Origin of the sequence: Aeromonas sp. 96A (assembly GCF_051919165.1) — a bacterium.
Taxonomy (GTDB): domain Bacteria; phylum Pseudomonadota; class Gammaproteobacteria; order Enterobacterales; family Aeromonadaceae; genus Aeromonas; species Aeromonas veronii.
In genome coordinates this window covers 1,802,449-1,819,915 of record NZ_JBQBFE010000001.1, presented here as the reverse complement: position 1 = coordinate 1,819,915, position 17,467 = coordinate 1,802,449, and the positions used below count along the sequence as shown (strand labels likewise).

Below are 17,467 nucleotides of genomic sequence, written 5' to 3'. Positions count from 1 at the left end.
CATGTGGCAGTGGGCTCACCTGCTGGGGTTCAACCTCTACTGGTTGCTGGCGGTGAAGTGGCAGCAGCCGGGCCCGCTGCTGGCAATCTTGCTGCTGCACTTTCTCTTCTCGCCCTGCCGCCGGCGTGACTGGCGGCTGCTCCCCATCGCGGTGGCCGGTTGTCTGCTGGATGCCCTGCTCTGGCAGCTCGGCCTGTTCCGGTTCCCGTCCGGTTTTCCCCTCTGGCTGGTGCTGCTCTGGCTCGGTTTTGCCCTGACGCTGGCCCACGGTATGCGCTGGCTGCTGCGCTTGCCTCGCTGGCAGCAGGCGCTGTTTGGCGTATTTGGCGGTGCCTCCTCCTATGTGGCGGGGGCCGCCATGGGGGCGGTAAACTTACCCTGGGGCATCTGGATCAGCACGGCGCTGCTGGCAGTGATCTGGATGTGGTGGTTACCCGTACTCCTGTGGGTAATGGTCAAGCTGGAGGGTGAGTCATGACAAACACCTTTTCGACCGACTCGTTGCTTTTTTCCAAATGGACCAAAGAGAGCCAGCATGAGCTGACTGATCGCTTCTATCTGGTGGTTGCCTGCCAGCGGGATGCGCAGGGGCAGCTGGTGCAGGTGGTGATGCAGGATATCAACACCCTGCAAGAACAGGAGATGGATTGGCATGAACTGGAAGACCCCAACCACTGGCATATGGGGTGGAATTAATCCGCTACTGCTGGCGTTTACGCTCTTGGCTGCAACCACAGTGCAGGCTTCTGCCGCCCCCTGGCAGCAGCTGCGCCCGGTCGGGCAGGGGGAGATGAACTGGCTCTGGTTCAAGCTCTACGATGCCACCCTCTACAGTGTGAGCGGGCGCTATCAGCCCGGTCACTATCCGCAGGCCCTGACCCTCACCTATGCCAGAGCCATCGAGCGGGAAGATCTGCTGAGCGCCACTGCCGCCGAGTGGCAGCGACTCGGTCTTGGCTCCGACGCCGAACGTCAGCGCTGGCTCGGCCAGCTCGCTGCACTCTGGCCCGATGTGCAGGCTGGCGACAAGCTCACCTTCTATGTCGACAAGAGCGGGGCAGGCCACTTCTGGTGGCAGGAGAAGTCCCTCGGGACTCTGGCCGATCCGCAATTCTCGGCCGCTTTTCTCGCCATCTGGCTGGCTGACAACAGCCGCGATCCCGCCCTGACCCGCCGCCTGCGTGGCCAACCCTGAACATGGAGTCTCTGATGCCTTTCTATCGTGCATACCGCTGGTTGCTGTTGCTCCCCTTTTTGCTGCTGAGTGGCTGTGGTGCCAGTCTCGATGACTATCGGGGGCAGGGGCCAAATTGGGATCTCGCCCGTTTCTTCAACGGCAAACTGGTGGCTCACGGCCTTGTAACCGACCGCAGCGGCGAAGTGACCAGTCGCTTTCGGGTCGAGATGGTGGGGCGCTGGCTGAACGGTAAGGGGGAGCTGTTCGAGCAATTCTACTTCGATGATGGCCGCCAGCAGACCCGTACCTGGTATCTGAACAAGGGCGATGATGGTCACTGGCGTGGGACGGCATCGGATGTGGTCGGGGAAGCTGTGGGCAAGAGTGAAGGGTTTGCCCTCAACTGGCGTTATCAGCTCGATCTGGCGCTGCCGGATGGCGAGGTAGTGCGGGTGAGCTTCGATGACTGGATGTACCTGCTGGACGAAGATCGTCTGATCAATCGTGCTGAGATCAGCAAGTTCGGTATCCATCTTGGCGAAGTGATCCTCTATATCGAACGTCAGCCCTGACCGTTAACGCAAGATAACGCCCAGTAAAAAGCGCGCCGATGGCGCGCTTTTGTTTACCGAAAAACCAGAGTCATCAGATGATGCGGTTCTCTTCCAGCATCTTGCGACGGGCCTCTTCCTTGGCCATCTTCTTCTTGCGGTTGTCGCAGGGTTCCGGGCAATCGCACTCTTTCTCGATGCCGACACTACCCAGACCGCCACAGGAGCCGGAGATGGTCTTCTTCTGGAAGATGTAACCGATAGCCATGGCGGCTATCACCAGCATGAATACCCCGAAGGTGATCAGAAAAATCTGCATCTCTACCTCTTACTTCTTGACCAGATAGGGCTTGAAGGCATCGGAGTAAGCCTCTTCAAAGCCGTTGTCCGTCTTGGTGACCACGAAGATCGCCAGGCCGCGCTCGTTGGCATAGGCCAGGCTTTTCTCGGTCCCCATCACCATAAACACGGTGGCCAACCCGTCTGCGGTCATGCAGGAGGGGTGGATCACGGTGACCGACACCAGACGGTGCTGGATCGGCTTGCCGCTGCGCGGATCTATGGTGTGGGAGAAGCGCTGACCATCCAGTTCATAGTAGTTGCGGTAATCGCCGGAGGTGGCCACCCCGTTGTCACCGGGCACGATCACCTCTTGCACCGTGCCGGTGCCTGCGGTGGGCTTCTCGATGGCCACGCGCCAGGGGTGACCCTTGCCGTTGACGCCATTGATCCGCAGCTCGCCGCCAATCTCCACCAGATAGTTGCGTGCACCCAGTGACTCCAGATACTCGGCTACCTTGTCCACACCAAAACCCTTGGCGATGGCGGAGAGATCAACGTAGAGATCCGGAATGTCTTTTTGCAGGGTGTCGGCATCCACCGAGGTGATGACGTGCAGGTTGCCCAGACCGGTCTTCTGGCGAGTCTGGGTGATCAGCTCGTCGGAAGGGACCTTGGTCGGCTTCTTGTCCGGGCCAAAGCCCCACAGATTGACCAAGGGGCCAACGGTGACGTCCAGCGCCCCCTGGCTCTCACGGCCAATGTGAATGGCCTCTGTGACGACCCGTGCGGTATCGCGGGAGACCACTACCGGTTTGTTGTCACGGCTCTGGTTGAAGCGCGACAGTTCGGAATCGGGGCGATAGGTCGACATCTGATCGTTGACCCGCTCCAGCAAGACATCCACCTCAGCTTGAAGCTTGGCCGGATCGCTGATGGCGCTGTCCGCCACCTTGATGGAGTAGTAAGTGCCCATGGTGCTACCGGTGATGTGGATCTCCGGTTTGGATTGGACCGTCTCCTGACCGCACCCAGTCAAGAAAAAGGCTAGCCCGAAGGCTAGCCAGGTCTTTACAACACTGTGCATGGATTAACCACCAAAGTCATCCAACAGGATGTTTTCGTCTTCAACGCCCAAATCTTTGAGCATGTTGATGACGGCAGCGTTCATCACCGGAGGTCCACACATGTAGAACTCGCAATCTTCCGGTGCTTCGTGGTTCTTGAGATAGTTCTCGTAGAGCACGTTGTGGATGAAGCCGGTGTAGCCGTCCCAGTTGTCTTCCGGTTGCGGATCAGACAGCGCGACGTTCCAGGTGAAGTTCTCGTTCTCGGCGGCGAGCATGTCAAAGTCTTCGACATAGAACATTTCGCGCTTGGAACGGGCACCGTACCAGAAGCTCATCTTGCGCTTGGACTTCAGGCGACGCAGCTGGTCGAAGATATGGGAACGCATCGGCGCCATACCTGCACCACCACCGATGAATACCATTTCGGCATCGGTGTCTTTGGCGAAGAACTCACCGAACGGACCGGAGATAGTCACCTTGTCGCCAGCCTTCAGGCTGAAGATGTAGGAGGACATCTGTCCCGGAGGGGCAGTCCAGTTGCTCGGGGGCGGGGTCGCGATACGCACGTTCAGCATGATGATGCCGAACTCTTCCGGATAGTTGGCCATGGAGTAGGCACGGATGATTGGCTCATCGACCTTGGACTCCAGCTCAAAAATCTTGAAGCGATCCCAGTCACCGCGATACTCCTCGGGAATATCGAAGTTCTTGTAGTGCACGTGGTGAGCCGGGGCTTCAATCTGGATATAACCACCGGCGCGGAACGGCACGCTCTCGCCATCGGGGATCTGCAGCTTGAGCTCCTTGATGAAGGTGGCCTTGTTATCGTTGGAGATAACAGTACATTCCCACTTCTTCACCCCGAAGATCTCTTCCGGCAGTTCGATATCCATGTCGGAGCGAACGGTAACCTGACAGGCCAGACGCTCGCCATGACGGGCTTCGCCCTTGCTGATGTGATCCAGTTCGGTCGGCAGAATGTCGCCGCCACCGGATTTCACCCGTACCTTGCACTGGCCGCAGGAGCCACCGCCGCCACAGGCGGAGGAGACGAAGATACCGCTGCCAGCCAGCACGCCGAGCAGCTTGCCACCGGCCGGGCTGGTCACAGCCTTGGCCGGGTCACCATTGATGCTGATTGTCACGTCGCCCGCGGTCACCAGCTTGGACTTGGCGAACAGAATGACTGCCACCAGTGCCAGCAGGATCACGGTAAACATGACCACACCCAAAATAATTTCCATCTATCGTTCCTTTCTGATTGCAGGAAAGCCGATTACAGGGAGATACCAGAGAAGGACATGAAGCCCAGCGCCATCAGACCGGCGGTGATGAAGGTGATGCCCAGACCGCGCAGGCCTTCCGGAACATCGGAATACTTCATCTTCTCGCGGATACCAGCCAGCGCAACGATCGCCAGCATCCAGCCTGCCCCTGAACCCACACCGTAGACCACAGACTCCATGAAGTTGTAGTCACGCTGCACCATGAAGGAGACGCCACCGAAGATGGCGCAGTTCACGGTGATGAGCGGCAGGAAGATACCCAGCGCGTTGTAGAGTGCCGGGAAGTACTTGTCCAGCGCCATCTCCAGGATCTGTACCAGTGCTGCAATCACACCGATGAAGGTGATGAAGCTCAGGAAGCTCAGATCCAGGCCGGATACCAGAGCGCCATCTTTAAGCACGTAGTTGTAGATCAGGTTGTTGGCAGGAACCGCGATGGTCTGCACCACAATAACGGCAATACCCAGACCCATGGAGGTCTTTACCTTCTTGGACACCGCCAGAAAGGTACACATCCCCAGGAAGAAGGAGAGTGCCAGGTTTTCGATGAAGATCGATTTAATCAACAGACTCAGATAGTGTTCCATACCTTAATCCTTCGCCTCCACCTGCTTGGGATCCTTGGTGCGTACGCCCCAAATGATCAGACCAATGATGAAGAATGCACTCGGCGGCAGCAGCAGCAGGCCGTTGGGCACATACCAGCCACCGTTGTTCACCAGCGGCAGCAGCTCGATGCCGAACCAGGTGCCGGAGCCCAGCAGTTCACGCACAGTCGCGACGCTCAGCAGAATGGCGCCATAGCCCAGACCGTTGCCGATACCATCCAGGAAGGAGGGCAGCGGGGCACTCTTCATGGCATACGCTTCGGCGCGGCCCATTACGATACAGTTGGTGATGATCAGACCCACGAAGACCGACAGTTGCTTGGAGATGTCATAGGCGTACGCCTTGAGCACCTGGTCAACCACGATAACCAGTGAGGCGATGATCGCCATCTGCACGATGATCCGGACGCTGTTCGGGATCTGGTTGCGGATCAGGGAGATGAACAGGTTTGAGAAGGCGGTGACCGCCATGACCGCGAGGGTCATTACAAACGCAGTTTTCATCTGGCTGGTAACCGCCAGTGCAGAACAGACACCCAGCACCTGCAAGGCGATGGGGTTGTTGCCCAGCACAGGCGTCAACAGCAACTTCTTCATTTCGCTCTTGTCAGCCATTGTTGATTTCTCCTGCACGAACCTTGGCCAGGAAAGGACCGAAGCCCTTGGGACCCATCCAGAAGTCGAAGGTATGCTGTACGCCGTTACCGGTCAGAGTGGCACCGGAGAGACCATCGATCTCGTGCTCGGAGCCCGCCGGAGCATGGCCCTTGATGACGCGCAGCGCCGGCATGCCATTCTGGTCGAACAGTTTCTTGTCCTTGAACAGCGCCTGCCAGGCCGGGTTTTCGATCTCGCCACCCAGACCCGGTGTTTCACCGTGGTCATAGTAGGTGATGCCCTTGATGGTCTGGCCATCAGCGGCAACGGCGACGAAGGCATACATGGTCGACCACAGACCCTGACCGTAGATGGGCAGGATGATGCTGTCGATCTTGCCTTCGGCATCCTTGGCGAAGAATACCGGGATCTGCTTGGAGATCTGACGCAGGCTGGCCTTGTCGTCAGCGGCGGCGAGACGGATGCTGCGGGCCGGATCTTTGGCTGCTTGCTTGGTGTCGAAGTTGTCGGCATCGCCGTCAACAAAGTCACCGGTCGCCAGATCCACCAGACGCGCTTCGATCTTCTCGCCATACAGTTTGGCCAGGTCGCGCTTGGCCACTTCGCTCACATCCACACCGGCTACGGAGAGAATGTTGCTCTGCTTGTCCAGCGCCTTGTTTTCCTGCTGGGTAGAACGCAGGCCCACAGCGGCAACAGATACCACGATGGAACAGGCCAGACACAGGCCGGTGACCACGCTGACGGTGCCGAGGGTTGAATCTTTATTAAACGCCACGAGCAATCCTCCGCTTGATGTTTGCCTGAGCGACGAAGTGGTCAAACAGGGGAGCAAACAGGTTCGCAAACAGAATGGCCAGCATCATGCCTTCCGGGAACGCAGGGTTGACCACGCGAACCAGCACGACCATTACGCCGATCAGGGCGCCATACCACCACTTGCCTTTGTTGGTAAAGGCTGCGGAGACAGGGTCGGTCGCCATGAAGGCCATACCGAAGGCGAAGCCACCCAGTACCAGATGCCAGTGCCACGGCATGTTGAACATGGGGTTGGTATCGGAACCGATGACGTTGAACAGCAGGGAGGTGGCGATCATACCGATCATCACGCCGGCGATGATGCGCCAGGAGGCGATGCGCATGTAGACGATCATGGCGGCACCCAGCAGGATCATCAGGGTAGAGACTTCACCGATGGAACCCGGCAGGTTACCCAGGAAAGCGTCCATCCAGCTGATAGCCTGGCCGGTAGCACCGTTGATCAGCGCCATCTGGCCGCCTTGGGCCCACTGGCTCAGGGCAGTCGCGCCGGAGAAGCCGTCAACGGCAACCCACACGGCGTCACCGGAGATCTGGCCCGGGTAGGCGAAGAACAGGAACGCACGGCCAGCAAGCGCCGGGTTCAGGAAGTTCTTGCCGGTACCACCGAACACCTCTTTGGCCATCACCACACCGAAGGTGATACCCAGCGCAGCTTGCCACAGGGGCAGCTCGGGCGGCACGATCAGGGCAAACAGAATGGAGGTCACAAAGAAGCCTTCGTTGATCTCGTGTTTGCGCACCATGGCGAACAGCACTTCCCAGAAACCACCGACAAAGAAGACGGTGATGTAGATCGGGAAGAAGTGGGTGGCGCCAATCAGCATCTTGCTGCCGATACCGGCTACAGCCGGATCGAGGGAGGCGCCCAGCATGGTAGCCAGGGCATATTGCCAGCTGCTGGCACCAGCAGCCGAGCCCATGTGGGCAATGGCGGCAATCGCCTGGTTACCAACGTTGTACATGCCCCAGAACATGGCCGGGAACACGGCCAGCCACACCATGATCATCATGCGCTTCAGATCGAGCGCATCACGAACGTGGGAGGCGTTGCGGGTAACGCTACCCGGGGTGTAGAACAGGGTGTACGCCGCTTCGAACAGGGCATAGTACTTGGCGTACTTTCCACCCGGTTCGAAGTGGTGTTCCATATTTTCAAGAAGTTGCTTGAAACTCATCGCTTAACCTTCCAGTTCAATCTTGGTCAGGCACTCACGCAAGATCGGGCCGTACTCTGTCTTGCCAGGGCAGACAAAGGTACAGAGCGCCAAATCTTCCTCATCCAGCTCCAGGCAGCCCAGTGCTTGCGCACCGTCGGTATCGCCGGAGACCATGTCCCGCAGCAGCAGGGTCGGCAGGATGTCGAGTGGCATCACCCGCTCATAGTTGCCGATAGGCACCATGGAACGGTCACTACCGTTGGTAGTGGTGGTGAAGTTGATCAGCTTGCCCTTCATCAGATGAGAGAGGGTGGTACGGGTGATAGAGAACTTGTTGGCGCTGGGGTTGATCCAGCCTAGGAACTCTTTCTCGCGACCTTCACCCAGCACGCAAACCTGATTGTGGTAGCGGCCCAGGTAGTCGTGAACACCTTCGGCTTTGGCACCACTCAGGATAGAACCGGAGATGATACGGTTTTCGTCGGCACGCAGCTCATTATTGGTGAGCTGGCTGATGCAGGCGCCCAGACGGGTACGTAGCAGACGCGGCTTGAGCACGTTCGGGCCAGCCAGCGCGATCACCTTGTCAGTGAAAATCTGACCGGTGGTGAACAGCTTGCCGAATGCAATCACATCCTGATAGTTGATGTGCCACTGCACCTTGGTGCTGCTGACCGGATCCAGGAAGTGGATATGGGTACCCGGCAGACCGGCAGGGTGCGGACCAACGAAGATCTCTTCCTTGACCTGAGCCAGCGGAGAGTGGGGCAGACTGCCTTCGCCTTTACAGACGTAGACGGCGCCGTCGGTCAGGCGGGTCAATACGGCCAGACCATCGAGGAAGGCCTGCGGCTGTTCCTTGATAATCAGCTCGGCATCGGCTGCCAGCGGGTTGGTGTCCATTGCAGTCACAAAGATGGCGCGCGGGGCAGACGCTACCGCGGGGACTTTGCTGAACGGACGGGTACGCAACGCAGTCCACTGACCTGATGCGACCAGGATCTCTTGCACCTTGCTGCGCTCGAGCTTGGCCAGCTCGGCAGAGGCAAAATGCTCAAACGTCACCTGTTCATCGGAACCGTCGAGGTCGATGACCACAGACTGGAGAACACGTTTGGCACCACGGTTGATCTCTGAAACCACACCGGTGGCAGGAGCTGTGAATTTAACGCCCGGATTCTTCTTGTCTTCAAAAAGATCCTGACCTTTGATGACGCGATCACCTACTTTGACGAACATAGTAGGTCGCATCCCCACAAACTCCTCGCCCAGTGTCGCAACACGGGTGATGGCGGGGCCATCGTAGATTACTTGCTCTGGCGCACCCAGCACGGGGATGTCCAGTCCTCTTTTGATTGTAATCATACTTACTTGCACTACCGTTACGGGAGAGGTTGGTTAGCGCCGAGAAATACATCACGACGGGTGGTTGAATGAGTCGATGTTGTGGTTGCGCCAGGTGGGCAGGCTCAACAATTATTCAACATGCAGGCTCACTCAAAAGCGCTTGAGTTTACCACTTAAGGTGCATTTTCTGCCATGCCAAATGGGCAAAATCCCCGTGCCATCACAAAATTAACCTGCAATGAATAAGCCCCCGACACCTTGTAAGTAGTGGTTTTAAAGGTTTTTTTATTTCGATACCTCGATGGGGGTATTTGCCGTTGTCTCCACTATGAGCAAAAAGCCTTGATGCCGAAATATACCCCCTTGGATGTAGCCTTTTCGGGGCCAATGGGGGAAATTTGTTTAATTTTTGTTGGCAGGTTCTCGAGGGAAATCCTGTGGTACAACCGGTTTCAGGAGAGTGACGGTTTGCCAACGCAGCTCGGGGTGCGCGGGGCGTGGCCTTTTTCCTGCCACTCGCTCTCTGTGTAGGTATGCAGCGCCAGTGCATGAATGGCACCGGCCAGCTCGTCGGCCAGTACGGCATTGACCTGACGATGACGGGCCAGCAGCCGCTGCCCTGCAAATTGCTCGCTGACGATCACCACCTTGAAGTGGCTCTCAGATCCCGGTTCCACACGGTGCATGTGGCTCTCGTTGATCACCTCCAGCACGGAGGGGGAGAGGGCTGCGGTCAGCTTGGCTTCAATCAGTTGTTGGATGGTCATCGGATCGGCTTCCAGAGTGAATGTTGGGCCATTCTATCGGCAGTCGCGGGATGGAATAAGCCCCCATAAGAGGGAAATCACCCGTCAGTTGCCCCCTTGATGCGCATCGAACTGGTGAAATTCCTGCTCCTCGCTAGAATAGCGCCACTTTGCGTCGCCCCTGGCGCCTGTATACACGAATCAAGCCGAGGTTGGACTCTTCCTATGCAAACCCTTCTCGACACTCCCCATTGCCAGCTCACGCTCTACCGCTATCCGCGCCAGAGTCAGGAGACCCTGCAAGCCTGGGATGCGGCTGACGAATACCTGATCAACACCCTGGCGGAGTCTCCCCTCGAGCAGGCGGGCCCCGTCATCATCATGAATGACGGTTTTGGCGCGCTGGCTGCCTATCTGCATCCGTACTCCCCCTGCTGCGTCACCGACTCCTACATCAGTGAGCGGGCGACCCAGGCCAATCTGGCCGAAAACGGACTGGATGCAGGCGGGGTTCGCTTGCAGGATGCGCTGGCGCCGCTGCCCGATGCCCCTGCGCTGGTGGTGATCAAGGTCTCCAAATATCAGGCACTGCTGGAGCAGCAACTGCTAGCGCTGCGGGAGGTGGTGACACCGGCAACCCGCGTTATCGCTGCCGGCAAGGCGAAGGATATTCATACCTCCACCCTCAAGTTATTCGAGAAGTATCTGGGGCCTACCCGTACCTCGCTGGCCTGGAAGAAGGCGCGCCTCATTCACTGCGAGCCGCAGGCAGAACGTCCCGCGCTGGCCAACCCCTTCCCGACTGTCTGGCCGCTGGAGGGGAGTGGCATGCTCATCCACAACCATGCCAACGTCTTCTCGCGCACCAGTCTCGATATCGGTGCCCGCTTTATGCTGGACAACCTGCCCATCCACAGTGCCCGCAAGGTGATCGATCTGGGCTGTGGCAACGGGGTGCTGGGTCTGTCGCTGCTCGCCAAAGACAGCGAGGTGGATGTGACTTTTATCGATGAATCCTATATGGCAGTCGCCTCGGCACAGCTCAACGTCGAGCACAATCTGCCCGATGCACTGCCGCGCGCCCGCTTTATGGTCAATAACTGTCTCGACGGGGTGGCGGTCGGCTCGGCGGATCGGATCCTCTGCAACCCTCCTTTCCATCAGCTGCAGGCGATCACCGATCATATCGCCTGGCAGATGTTCAGCGATGCGCACCGGGTGTTGCCTCAGGGGGGGGAACTCTGGATAGTAGGCAACCGTCATCTGGACTATCACAACAAACTCAAGCGCTTGTTTGCCAACGCACAAGTCGTTGCGTCGAACAGCAAATTCGTTATTTTGAAAGCCATCAAACGCTAAAGCCAAAGGAAACCATGATGAAAAAGTCACTCTTGCTGCTGGCCGCCCTGATGCTGGGCGGGTGTGCCACTCATTGGCCGGAGACAGCGCTGCTCAATCCGCAGGTGATCCCCGCCAACCAGCAATACTACTCTGGCAATCGCATCACCATGGAAGGGGTGGACAAGCGTGAGGCTGCCTACGTCTTCTCCATCAAACATAAAGAGAAAGCGCCCGTGCTGGTCAACAGCGAGCGTCCGCTCAACCTGCTGATGGCCGAGCGGCTGGCCGAAGGGCTGCGCAGCCAGGGTCTGGAAGTGGGCAACAGTGGCACCACCAACCTGACGCTGGTGATCTCCAACGCCGCAGTCAATGTGGAAGAGAAGACCTTTACCTATGTCACCAAATCCCGCGTCAGCCTGCAGGTGATAGCCGATTTCCAGGGCAACCGTCTGACCAAGCAGTTCAACATGTCCTCCAGCAAGGAGAGCCCGAGCGAGCCAAGCATGGCCGACCTGGAGTCTACACTGAACCTGCAACTGGGTAGCGTGCTGCAGCAGATCATGGCGGATGATGCGCTGCGCGGTTACCTGAAAGGTCAACCGAACGGTGCAGGGGTCTGATGATGAAAAAACTCTGGTTGCTGGCCATGCTGATCGCCCCGCTGGCGTTCGCGGGCCCGAAAGTCAGAATGGAGACCAACCACGGCAATATCGTGGTGGAGTTGGCGTCCAAGCAGGCGCCCCAGACGGTGAAGAACTTCCTGCGCTACGTGGCTGATGGCAGCTATGACGGCAGTATCTTCCACCGGGTGATCCAGGATTTCGTGGTGCAGGGTGGGGGTTACAACCAGCAGTTCCAGCAGTTGCCGACTTATGAGCCTGTGGTCAACGAGTCGCGTGGCGGTCTGCCCAACAAGCGTGGCTCCATCGCCATGGCTCGCACCCAGGCGGTCGACAGCGCTACTCGCCAGTTCTACTTCAATCTGGTCGACAACAATAACCTCAACGCCGGTGGCTCTGCGGGTTATACCGTGTTCGGTCAGGTGGTTCAGGGGATGGAGGTGCTGGACAAACTGGCTCAGGTACAGACCGGTTACAGCCCCATTCTGCGCGCCAACGATGTGCCGACCAGTCCCATCATTCTGAAGAAGGTGGTCTTGCTGGCAGAAACTCCGGCAGACAAGAAAGTCGACAAGAAAGCGGGCAAGTAACTCTCGCCGGACGCGGTTCGTCACCTCGCCCTCGTCAGGCCACAATACAAGGCTCATCCCGTTCAGGATGGGCCTTTTCTCTATCCGGACTTCTTTTGCCTATCTCTTTGCTCGCCTTGGCTATCTGCCATCAACCTGCCAAAATGACGCACTTTTCCAAAGTCGTCAGGTAGTTGAACATGATCCGCAAACCAAGCTGGAGAGAGTCCCTCGCCGTCTATCTCGAATTTCGGGTGTTTATTCTCTTTGCCATGGGTTTTTCATCGGGTCTGCCGCTGCTGCTGGTGTTCGGTACCCTCTCATTCTGGTTGCGCGAGGCCGATGTCAGCCTGACCGATATCGGCTATATGAGCTGGGTGGCGCTCGCCTATGGCTTTAAATGGCTGTGGTCGCCGCTGGTGGATCGCATGCCGCTGCCGTTGCTCTCCACGCTGCTGGGGCGTCGCCGTAGCTGGATGTTCTTCTCCCAGCTGCTGATTGCCGCCGCGCTGGTAGGCATGGCGTTCTGCGATCCCAAGACCGAGCTGGCCCAGCTGGCGATGTTTGCCCTGCTGGTGGCCTTTGCCTCGGCCACGCAGGATATCGTTATCGATGCCTATCGCATCGAATCCGCCCCCGAGCGGCTACAGGCGGCGATGGCTGCTTCTTACATGACCGGCTACCGGCTGGCGATGATCATGGCGGGCGCCGGTGCGCTGGCACTGGCAGCGTGGTTTGGCAGCAACAGCGGCTATGACTATCGTGGCTGGCAGATTACCTATCTGGTGATGGCGGGTCTGATGTCACTCGGGGTCATCACCACGCTGTTTTGCCACGAGCCGGAAATCGATCTGGCCGAGCAGGGCAAACAACAGGCCGAACGCAAGGCGCAGCTCCTGGAAAAAGGGTGGCCTGCGCTGCTGGCGAGTGCGGGGGCCTGGGGCTATGAGGCGGTCTGGTGTCCGTTTGCCGACTTCTTTCGTCGCTATGGCAGCTCGGCGCTGCTGATCCTGGCCCTGATCGCCTGCTATCGGGTTGCCGATGTGGTGATGGGGGTGATGTCCAACAGCTTCTATGTGGATATGCAGTTCAGCAAGACCGAGGTTGCGACTATTACCAAGGTGTTTGGCGTCATCATGACGTTAGTGGGAGCGGCGCTGGGGGGCGTGCTGGTGATGCGCTTCGGTACGCTGCGCATCCTGTTCTTGGGGGCGCTGCTCACTGCCAGCACCAACTTGCTGTTTGCCCTGCTCAATCAGGTTGGTCACAACCTGGAACTGCTGACCCTGATCATCTCGCTGGATAACCTCAGTGCCGGTATCGCGACCGCGGCCTTCGTGACCTATCTCTCCAGCCTGACCAATGTGGCATTTTCGGCCACTCAGTACGCCCTGTTCAGCTCGGTAATGTTGCTGCTACCCAAGTTGCTCGCCGGTTTTTCCGGGCAGGTTGTGGAGCTGATTGGCTACAGTGCTTTCTTTGTCGGAACCAGTTTATTGGGCTTGCCGGTGTTGTTGTTGATTGTGCTTGTCGCCAGAAAAGGGAGTGAATTGCTCTCAACGGCTGACAAATAGCAAGCGTTTGCGTAGAATCGGGGGTGATTAGATTCACACTTCCGGATAAAGTTCCCGAGAAGTTGTTTCACCCCCAATTTTATTTGATTAGAATCCCTCTCGCTCCTTGTGGGCAGGCTACGGAAAACCTCAACTAACGCACAAGAGACCAATAAAATGGCCAAATTTACCAAGACTCTGATCGCTGCCGGTCTGCTGGCTGCTGCCGCTACCCCGGCCTTCGCTGCTGACTACAGCGGTGATATCCACAAGAATGACTACAAGTGGATGCAGTTCAACGTAATGCACACCATCGACCAGCGCCCTTTCACTACCAGTGAAGAGGACTACAACGATACCTATTTTGAAATGGAATTCGGTGGTCGCTCCGGCCTGTTTGATCTGTACGGCTATGTCGACGTATTCGATATTTTCGACTCCCGCCACAGCAACAAACACCATGGTCAGAACCTGTTCATGAAGTTTGCCCCACGCATGTCTCTGGATGCTCTGACCGGTAAAGATCTCTCCTTTGGTCCTGTGCAAGAGCTCTACATTGCCAACCTGAACAACGTCGGCGACAAGCAGATGGAAAATCAGATTGGTCTGGGTGCCGATGTGATGGTTCCTTGGTTTGGCAAGGTCGGTATGAACCTGTATGCCCGTTATTCCACAGAGAACCAGTTCTTTGCTGAAGAAGAAGGCGACTGGAACGGTTATCAGTTCTCTATGAACTGGTTCAAGCCTTTCTACACCTTCGGTAATGGCAGCTTTGTCTCCTACCAAGGTTATCTGGATTATCAATTCGATCTGGATACTCACGATCGTGCTGACCGTACCAGCGATAACCTGGCCACTTTCCACGGTATCTACTGGCACTCCGATCGTTATGCCGTTGGTTATGGTCTGAAGTACTTTATGGATGCTTACGGTACTAAAGATGGTTCCACTGGTTCCTTCCCTGGTGCGACGCCTTGGAAGAGCACCGGCTTCAGCCACTACTTCTCTGTTACCTACAAGTTCTAATAAAACTTGGGGTACAAAAAACCGGAGCATCTGCTCCGGTTTTTTTATGGCCGCGATTTAGATTGCGTGGCGCGAGTCATCAAGTGCGCCACGGCTGAGTGGATAAATCAGTCGCGGAAGTTCTGGAACTGCATCGGTTGACCCAGTTCGGCGCCACGGACCAGTGCCATGGTCTCTTGCAGATCGTCACGCTTCTTGCCGGTGACACGTACTTCATCACCTTGGATGGCGACCTGTACCTTGATCTTGGAGTCCTTGATCAGCTTGACCAGCTTCTTGGCGATCTCTTTCTCGATCCCCTGCTTGAATTTTACGGTCAGGTGGAAGCGTTTGCCGGAGTGAACGGAGTCACCTACTTCCATGGAGCTGTTTTCGATGTTGCGCTTGAGCAGGGCACCGCGCAGGATTTCGACCATCTGCTTGAGCTGGAAATCAGCATCGGCTTCCAGCTTTACCTCTTCCTTGTTCAACTCGAAGCTGGCTTCTACCCCACGAAAATCGAAACGGGTGGCCAGTTCACGATTGGCGTTGTCGACTGCGTTCAACACCTCGTTCATTTTGACTTCAGAGACAATATCGAATGACGGCATAGCCAAAGCTCCTCATGTTGCGTTATCGGGGGGCAAATCTACCAGAAAACGGGCAAATTTGCTGATTTTGATGGGGTTGCTCTGCTAGAATCCCCTGCGCACAGGACGGGTGGACCCGTTAGTGTCCACCAGCGACATCTTCACTTATCCCCGGTAACAGGTTGAGAGGATTGCAACCCTTACCCTGACAGAGTCACACCATGCCAAGCGGATTAAAAAATTCCCGACAGCCCGTTATTCCACCCGTTACTCCGAAGTGGTCACTGTTGGGTTGTGGCGCCCTCGGCGGCGTTTTTGCCTCCCTGCTGACCCAGAGTGGTCAATCCACCCGTGTCTTGTTGCGCGAACATCATAAGTCCACGCTCCATCCGGGGATCGATTTCACCTCGCTGGAGGGGCATGTCCAGCTGCTCAATATCGAGCGCGGGTTTGTCAGCAAACCCGGCAAGATCCAGCGTCTGCTGGTGATGACCAAGGCCAGTCAGGTGATTGCCGCACTGACGCCACTGGTGGGTAAGCTGGATGCCGGCGTTCCGATCGTGCTGCTGCACAACGGGATGGGCATTGCCGAGCAGGTGGTCGAGATGTTCCCGCACAATCCGGTGATTGCCGGTGTCACCAGCCATGGCGCCATGCAGTGCGGCCATTTTGTCTTCCGTCATACTGGCAAGGGGGAAACCTGGCTTGGCCCGATCAACGATGCCGCCAAGGCCCATGCCGCGCTCGCGGACGAGCTGGCGCTGGCACTGGGCCAGGCTGGTTGGGATGATCAGGTATTGACGCGCCAGTGGCAAAAGCTGGCCATCAACTGTGCCATCAATCCCCTGACGGCCCTCTACAAGCTGAAAAATGGCGAGCTGGCTGGCCCCCGTTTTGCCGATGCCCTGCAGCAGATCTGCGTGGAAGTAGCGGATGTGATGTGTGCCGAAGGAGTTGCAACCACGGCAGAGGAGTTGCAACGCCGGGTGATGACAGTGGTGGAACTGACCGCTGACAATTACTCCTCCATGCATCAGGATATGGAGCTGGGACGCGAGACCGAGATTGAGGCCATCACCGGCTTCCTGTTGGCCAAGGCTGTCCGGCATGGCATTGCCGTACCGGTCAATCAGGGTCTCTATCAGGCGATTAAAGAGAAGAGTCAGGCCGTCTGATCTTTTACATGGCAGAGCAAGCTGCAAGGAGGCGAACGTGAGTGTACTGGTGCTGGTGGCCCCCGGGTCGGAAGAGATAGAGACGGTCGCGATTGTCGATACCCTGGTGCGCGCCAGCATCGAGGTGGTGCTGGCCTCTTGCTGCCCTGCCGGGTCTCGGCAGGTGAAGGCATCGCGCGGGGTGCAGCTGGTGGCCGATTGTCATATCGACGAGCTAACCCGTCGGGACTTTGAAGCCATCGTGGTACCCGGTGGGCTGCCCGGCAGCGAAGTGATCCGCGATGCCCCGCTGGCCATCGATCTGCTCAAAGAGCAGGCCGCTCTTGGTCGCTGGCGTGCTGCCATCTGCGCCGCCCCTGTGGTGGTGTTGCAGCATCACTGTCTGCTGGGTGATGCCATCGTCACCTGTCATCCCGGCTTTCACCCCCGACTACCGACATCGCAGCTGTCACATGAGCGGGTAGTCAGAGATGAGGCTCATCGCCTTATCACCAGTCAGGGGCCGGGCAGCGCCATCGAGTTTGCGCTTGAACTGGTCCGGGTGCTGCGTGGGGATGAAGTGGCGGCCACTGTCGCTGGCCCTATGGTGCTGCCTTGAGCGCACTCTGCTGCAGAATCAAGCTGGTCATGCTTTGAAAAACGGGCCTCGATCATCTTGATCGGGGCCCGTTTGTTATCTGCCGTTGTCGGTCACGCCATCTTGTCCGGCTCAGTAGTCGTACTGTGAGCACTGTTTTTTGTTGTACTCAGTTTTCCAGCGTGACAACTCTTGCTCTGTGCCGAGCTTGTCCCCTTTCTTGATGGCCTGTTCCAGTATCTCAATCCGGTCGTACAGCCAGCGGCACTCTGCCGTCGGGTTGTTCTTGCCGATGCCGGTCAACGGCAGCAAACAGAGTCCCAGCCAAAGATATTTCATCCCGAACTCTCCTTGTCATTGTGGTAGTAAAGGTCTC

At 57.4% G+C, this 17,467-nt stretch carries 22 protein-coding genes; 11 read left to right on the top strand and 11 right to left on the bottom strand.

From position 1 onward, the window contains the following. The first annotated feature begins 1 nt into the window (after position 1). The 4 genes from ACTG2W_RS08150 to ACTG2W_RS08135 are packed head-to-tail and all read left to right on the top strand — an operon-like array spanning position 2 to position 1,749. Entirely contained in the window at positions 2–478 is a 477-nt protein-coding gene (locus ACTG2W_RS08150; RefSeq protein WP_421308327.1) for a DUF2878 domain-containing protein, read from the top strand. Continuing rightward, entirely contained in the window at positions 475–696 is a 222-nt protein-coding gene (locus tag ACTG2W_RS08145) for a TIGR02450 family Trp-rich protein (RefSeq protein ID WP_005338671.1), read from the top strand. The genes ACTG2W_RS08150 and ACTG2W_RS08145 overlap by 4 nt, the downstream gene beginning before the upstream one ends. After that, positions 653–1,195, top strand: a complete 543-nt coding sequence (locus ACTG2W_RS08140) for a chalcone isomerase family protein (protein ID WP_181281548.1) — start codon at positions 653–655, stop codon at positions 1,193–1,195. The genes ACTG2W_RS08145 and ACTG2W_RS08140 overlap by 44 nt, the downstream gene beginning before the upstream one ends. Before the next feature lie 14 nt (positions 1,196–1,209). After that, positions 1,210–1,749, top strand: a complete 540-nt coding sequence (locus ACTG2W_RS08135; RefSeq protein ID WP_106842348.1) for a DUF3833 domain-containing protein — start codon at positions 1,210–1,212, stop codon at positions 1,747–1,749. Between the two features lie 73 nt (positions 1,750–1,822). Here ACTG2W_RS08135 and nqrM read toward each other — a convergent pair whose 3' ends face one another. The 9 genes from nqrM to ACTG2W_RS08090 all read right to left on the bottom strand — a co-directional run bounded on the left by nqrM (position 1,823) and on the right by ACTG2W_RS08090 (position 9,682). Beyond that, a complete protein-coding gene (gene nqrM / locus ACTG2W_RS08130) occupies positions 1,823–2,047 on the bottom strand; it encodes a (Na+)-NQR maturation NqrM (RefSeq protein WP_005338668.1) in 225 nt (74 codons plus the stop codon). A gap of 9 nt (positions 2,048–2,056) precedes the next feature. Continuing rightward, complete coding sequence (locus ACTG2W_RS08125) at positions 2,057–3,094, bottom strand: FAD:protein FMN transferase (RefSeq protein ID WP_106842349.1); 1,038 nt, start codon at positions 3,092–3,094, stop codon at positions 2,057–2,059. Positions 3,095–3,097: 3 nt separating this feature from the next. Then, a complete protein-coding gene (gene nqrF, locus ACTG2W_RS08120; protein WP_005338656.1) occupies positions 3,098–4,321 on the bottom strand; it encodes an NADH:ubiquinone reductase (Na(+)-transporting) subunit F in 1,224 nt (407 codons plus the stop codon). 32 nt (positions 4,322–4,353) lie between these two features. Beyond that, positions 4,354–4,950, bottom strand: coding sequence for an NADH:ubiquinone reductase (Na(+)-transporting) subunit E (nqrE, locus tag ACTG2W_RS08115; RefSeq protein ID WP_005338645.1), 597 nt, complete (start codon positions 4,948–4,950; stop codon positions 4,354–4,356). Between the two features lie 3 nt (positions 4,951–4,953). Next, the gene (locus ACTG2W_RS08110; RefSeq protein WP_005338644.1) at positions 4,954–5,586 is read right to left on the bottom strand and encodes an NADH:ubiquinone reductase (Na(+)-transporting) subunit D; all 633 of its coding nucleotides are present in this window, start codon (positions 5,584–5,586) and stop codon (positions 4,954–4,956) included. Continuing rightward, the gene (locus ACTG2W_RS08105) at positions 5,579–6,367 is read right to left on the bottom strand and encodes a Na(+)-translocating NADH-quinone reductase subunit C (RefSeq protein ID WP_005358609.1); all 789 of its coding nucleotides are present in this window, start codon (positions 6,365–6,367) and stop codon (positions 5,579–5,581) included. The genes ACTG2W_RS08110 and ACTG2W_RS08105 overlap by 8 nt, the downstream gene beginning before the upstream one ends. Then, entirely contained in the window at positions 6,357–7,586 is a 1,230-nt protein-coding gene (locus ACTG2W_RS08100) for an NADH:ubiquinone reductase (Na(+)-transporting) subunit B (protein WP_005338642.1), read from the bottom strand. The genes ACTG2W_RS08105 and ACTG2W_RS08100 overlap by 11 nt, the downstream gene beginning before the upstream one ends. Before the next feature lie 3 nt (positions 7,587–7,589). Beyond that, the gene (locus ACTG2W_RS08095) at positions 7,590–8,933 is read right to left on the bottom strand and encodes a Na(+)-translocating NADH-quinone reductase subunit A (RefSeq protein ID WP_005349684.1); all 1,344 of its coding nucleotides are present in this window, start codon (positions 8,931–8,933) and stop codon (positions 7,590–7,592) included. Positions 8,934–9,367: 434 nt separating this feature from the next. Then, on the bottom strand, positions 9,368–9,682 hold the full coding sequence (locus tag ACTG2W_RS08090) for a BolA family protein (protein ID WP_440016163.1): 315 nt from the start codon (positions 9,680–9,682) through the stop codon (positions 9,368–9,370). A 204-nt stretch (positions 9,683–9,886) separates the two neighbouring features. Here ACTG2W_RS08090 and ACTG2W_RS08085 point away from each other — a divergent pair, with 204 nt between their 5' ends. The 5 genes from ACTG2W_RS08085 (at position 9,887) to ACTG2W_RS08065 (ending at position 14,770) form a co-directional block, all read left to right on the top strand. Further along, positions 9,887–11,020, top strand: a complete 1,134-nt coding sequence (locus ACTG2W_RS08085; RefSeq protein WP_429189585.1) for a methyltransferase — start codon at positions 9,887–9,889, stop codon at positions 11,018–11,020. Positions 11,021–11,037: 17 nt separating this feature from the next. Beyond that, positions 11,038–11,622 (top strand): YajG family lipoprotein, encoded by a 585-nt coding sequence (locus ACTG2W_RS08080; RefSeq protein WP_005349692.1) that lies wholly within the window; start codon positions 11,038–11,040, stop codon positions 11,620–11,622. Positions 11,623–11,624: 2 nt separating this feature from the next. After that, positions 11,625–12,212 carry a peptidylprolyl isomerase gene (locus ACTG2W_RS08075; protein WP_042053243.1) on the top strand — a complete coding sequence of 196 codons (588 nt, stop codon included), beginning with the start codon at positions 11,625–11,627 and terminating at the stop codon, positions 12,210–12,212. A 173-nt stretch (positions 12,213–12,385) separates the two neighbouring features. Further along, positions 12,386–13,765, top strand: coding sequence for an AmpG family muropeptide MFS transporter (locus ACTG2W_RS08070; RefSeq protein WP_335827177.1), 1,380 nt, complete (start codon positions 12,386–12,388; stop codon positions 13,763–13,765). Between the two features lie 156 nt (positions 13,766–13,921). Continuing rightward, on the top strand, positions 13,922–14,770 hold the full coding sequence (locus tag ACTG2W_RS08065; RefSeq protein WP_111899935.1) for a nucleoside-specific channel-forming Tsx family protein: 849 nt from the start codon (positions 13,922–13,924) through the stop codon (positions 14,768–14,770). A gap of 107 nt (positions 14,771–14,877) precedes the next feature. Here ACTG2W_RS08065 and ACTG2W_RS08060 read toward each other — a convergent pair whose 3' ends face one another. Beyond that, positions 14,878–15,360, bottom strand: coding sequence for a YajQ family cyclic di-GMP-binding protein (locus ACTG2W_RS08060; RefSeq protein ID WP_005338634.1), 483 nt, complete (start codon positions 15,358–15,360; stop codon positions 14,878–14,880). A 200-nt stretch (positions 15,361–15,560) separates the two neighbouring features. Between ACTG2W_RS08060 and ACTG2W_RS08055 the strand changes: the two genes are divergently transcribed. After that, positions 15,561–16,514 carry a ketopantoate reductase family protein gene (locus ACTG2W_RS08055; RefSeq protein ID WP_440016162.1) on the top strand — a complete coding sequence of 318 codons (954 nt, stop codon included), beginning with the start codon at positions 15,561–15,563 and terminating at the stop codon, positions 16,512–16,514. A 37-nt stretch (positions 16,515–16,551) separates the two neighbouring features. Then, on the top strand, positions 16,552–17,112 hold the full coding sequence (locus ACTG2W_RS08050) for a DJ-1 family glyoxalase III (protein ID WP_247824065.1): 561 nt from the start codon (positions 16,552–16,554) through the stop codon (positions 17,110–17,112). 111 nt (positions 17,113–17,223) lie between these two features. On the opposite strand, the gene ACTG2W_RS08045 is transcribed toward ACTG2W_RS08050, so the two are convergent. Then, positions 17,224–17,430, bottom strand: a complete 207-nt coding sequence (locus tag ACTG2W_RS08045; protein WP_040068504.1) for a hypothetical protein — start codon at positions 17,428–17,430, stop codon at positions 17,224–17,226. Positions 17,431–17,467 lie beyond the last annotated feature (37 nt).

Excerpts from the sequence above, each read along its gene's own strand:
- ACTG2W_RS08150 (WP_421308327.1), top strand. The coding sequence starts at position 2 with ATGTGGCAGTGGGCTCACCTGCTGGGGTTCAACCTCTACTGGTTGCTG.
- ACTG2W_RS08145 (WP_005338671.1), top strand. The coding sequence starts at position 475 with ATGACAAACACCTTTTCGACCGACTCGTTGCTTTTTTCCAAATGGACC.
- ACTG2W_RS08140 (WP_181281548.1), top strand. The coding sequence starts at position 653 with ATGAACTGGAAGACCCCAACCACTGGCATATGGGGTGGAATTAATCCG.
- ACTG2W_RS08135 (WP_106842348.1), top strand. The coding sequence starts at position 1,210 with ATGCCTTTCTATCGTGCATACCGCTGGTTGCTGTTGCTCCCCTTTTTG.
- nqrM (WP_005338668.1), bottom strand. The coding sequence starts at position 2,047 with ATGCAGATTTTTCTGATCACCTTCGGGGTATTCATGCTGGTGATAGCC.
- ACTG2W_RS08125 (WP_106842349.1), bottom strand. The coding sequence starts at position 3,094 with ATGCACAGTGTTGTAAAGACCTGGCTAGCCTTCGGGCTAGCCTTTTTC.
- nqrF (WP_005338656.1), bottom strand. The coding sequence starts at position 4,321 with ATGGAAATTATTTTGGGTGTGGTCATGTTTACCGTGATCCTGCTGGCA.
- nqrE (WP_005338645.1), bottom strand. The coding sequence starts at position 4,950 with ATGGAACACTATCTGAGTCTGTTGATTAAATCGATCTTCATCGAAAAC.
- ACTG2W_RS08110 (WP_005338644.1), bottom strand. The coding sequence starts at position 5,586 with ATGGCTGACAAGAGCGAAATGAAGAAGTTGCTGTTGACGCCTGTGCTG.
- ACTG2W_RS08100 (WP_005338642.1), bottom strand. The coding sequence starts at position 7,586 with ATGAGTTTCAAGCAACTTCTTGAAAATATGGAACACCACTTCGAACCG.
- ACTG2W_RS08095 (WP_005349684.1), bottom strand. The coding sequence starts at position 8,933 with ATGATTACAATCAAAAGAGGACTGGACATCCCCGTGCTGGGTGCGCCA.
- ACTG2W_RS08090 (WP_440016163.1), bottom strand. The coding sequence starts at position 9,682 with ATGACCATCCAACAACTGATTGAAGCCAAGCTGACCGCAGCCCTCTCC.
- ACTG2W_RS08085 (WP_429189585.1), top strand. The coding sequence starts at position 9,887 with ATGCAAACCCTTCTCGACACTCCCCATTGCCAGCTCACGCTCTACCGC.
- ACTG2W_RS08080 (WP_005349692.1), top strand. The coding sequence starts at position 11,038 with ATGAAAAAGTCACTCTTGCTGCTGGCCGCCCTGATGCTGGGCGGGTGT.
- ACTG2W_RS08075 (WP_042053243.1), top strand. The coding sequence starts at position 11,625 with ATGAAAAAACTCTGGTTGCTGGCCATGCTGATCGCCCCGCTGGCGTTC.
- ACTG2W_RS08065 (WP_111899935.1), top strand. The coding sequence starts at position 13,922 with ATGGCCAAATTTACCAAGACTCTGATCGCTGCCGGTCTGCTGGCTGCT.
- ACTG2W_RS08060 (WP_005338634.1), bottom strand. The coding sequence starts at position 15,360 with ATGCCGTCATTCGATATTGTCTCTGAAGTCAAAATGAACGAGGTGTTG.
- ACTG2W_RS08055 (WP_440016162.1), top strand. The coding sequence starts at position 15,561 with ATGCCAAGCGGATTAAAAAATTCCCGACAGCCCGTTATTCCACCCGTT.
- ACTG2W_RS08045 (WP_040068504.1), bottom strand. The coding sequence starts at position 17,430 with ATGAAATATCTTTGGCTGGGACTCTGTTTGCTGCCGTTGACCGGCATC.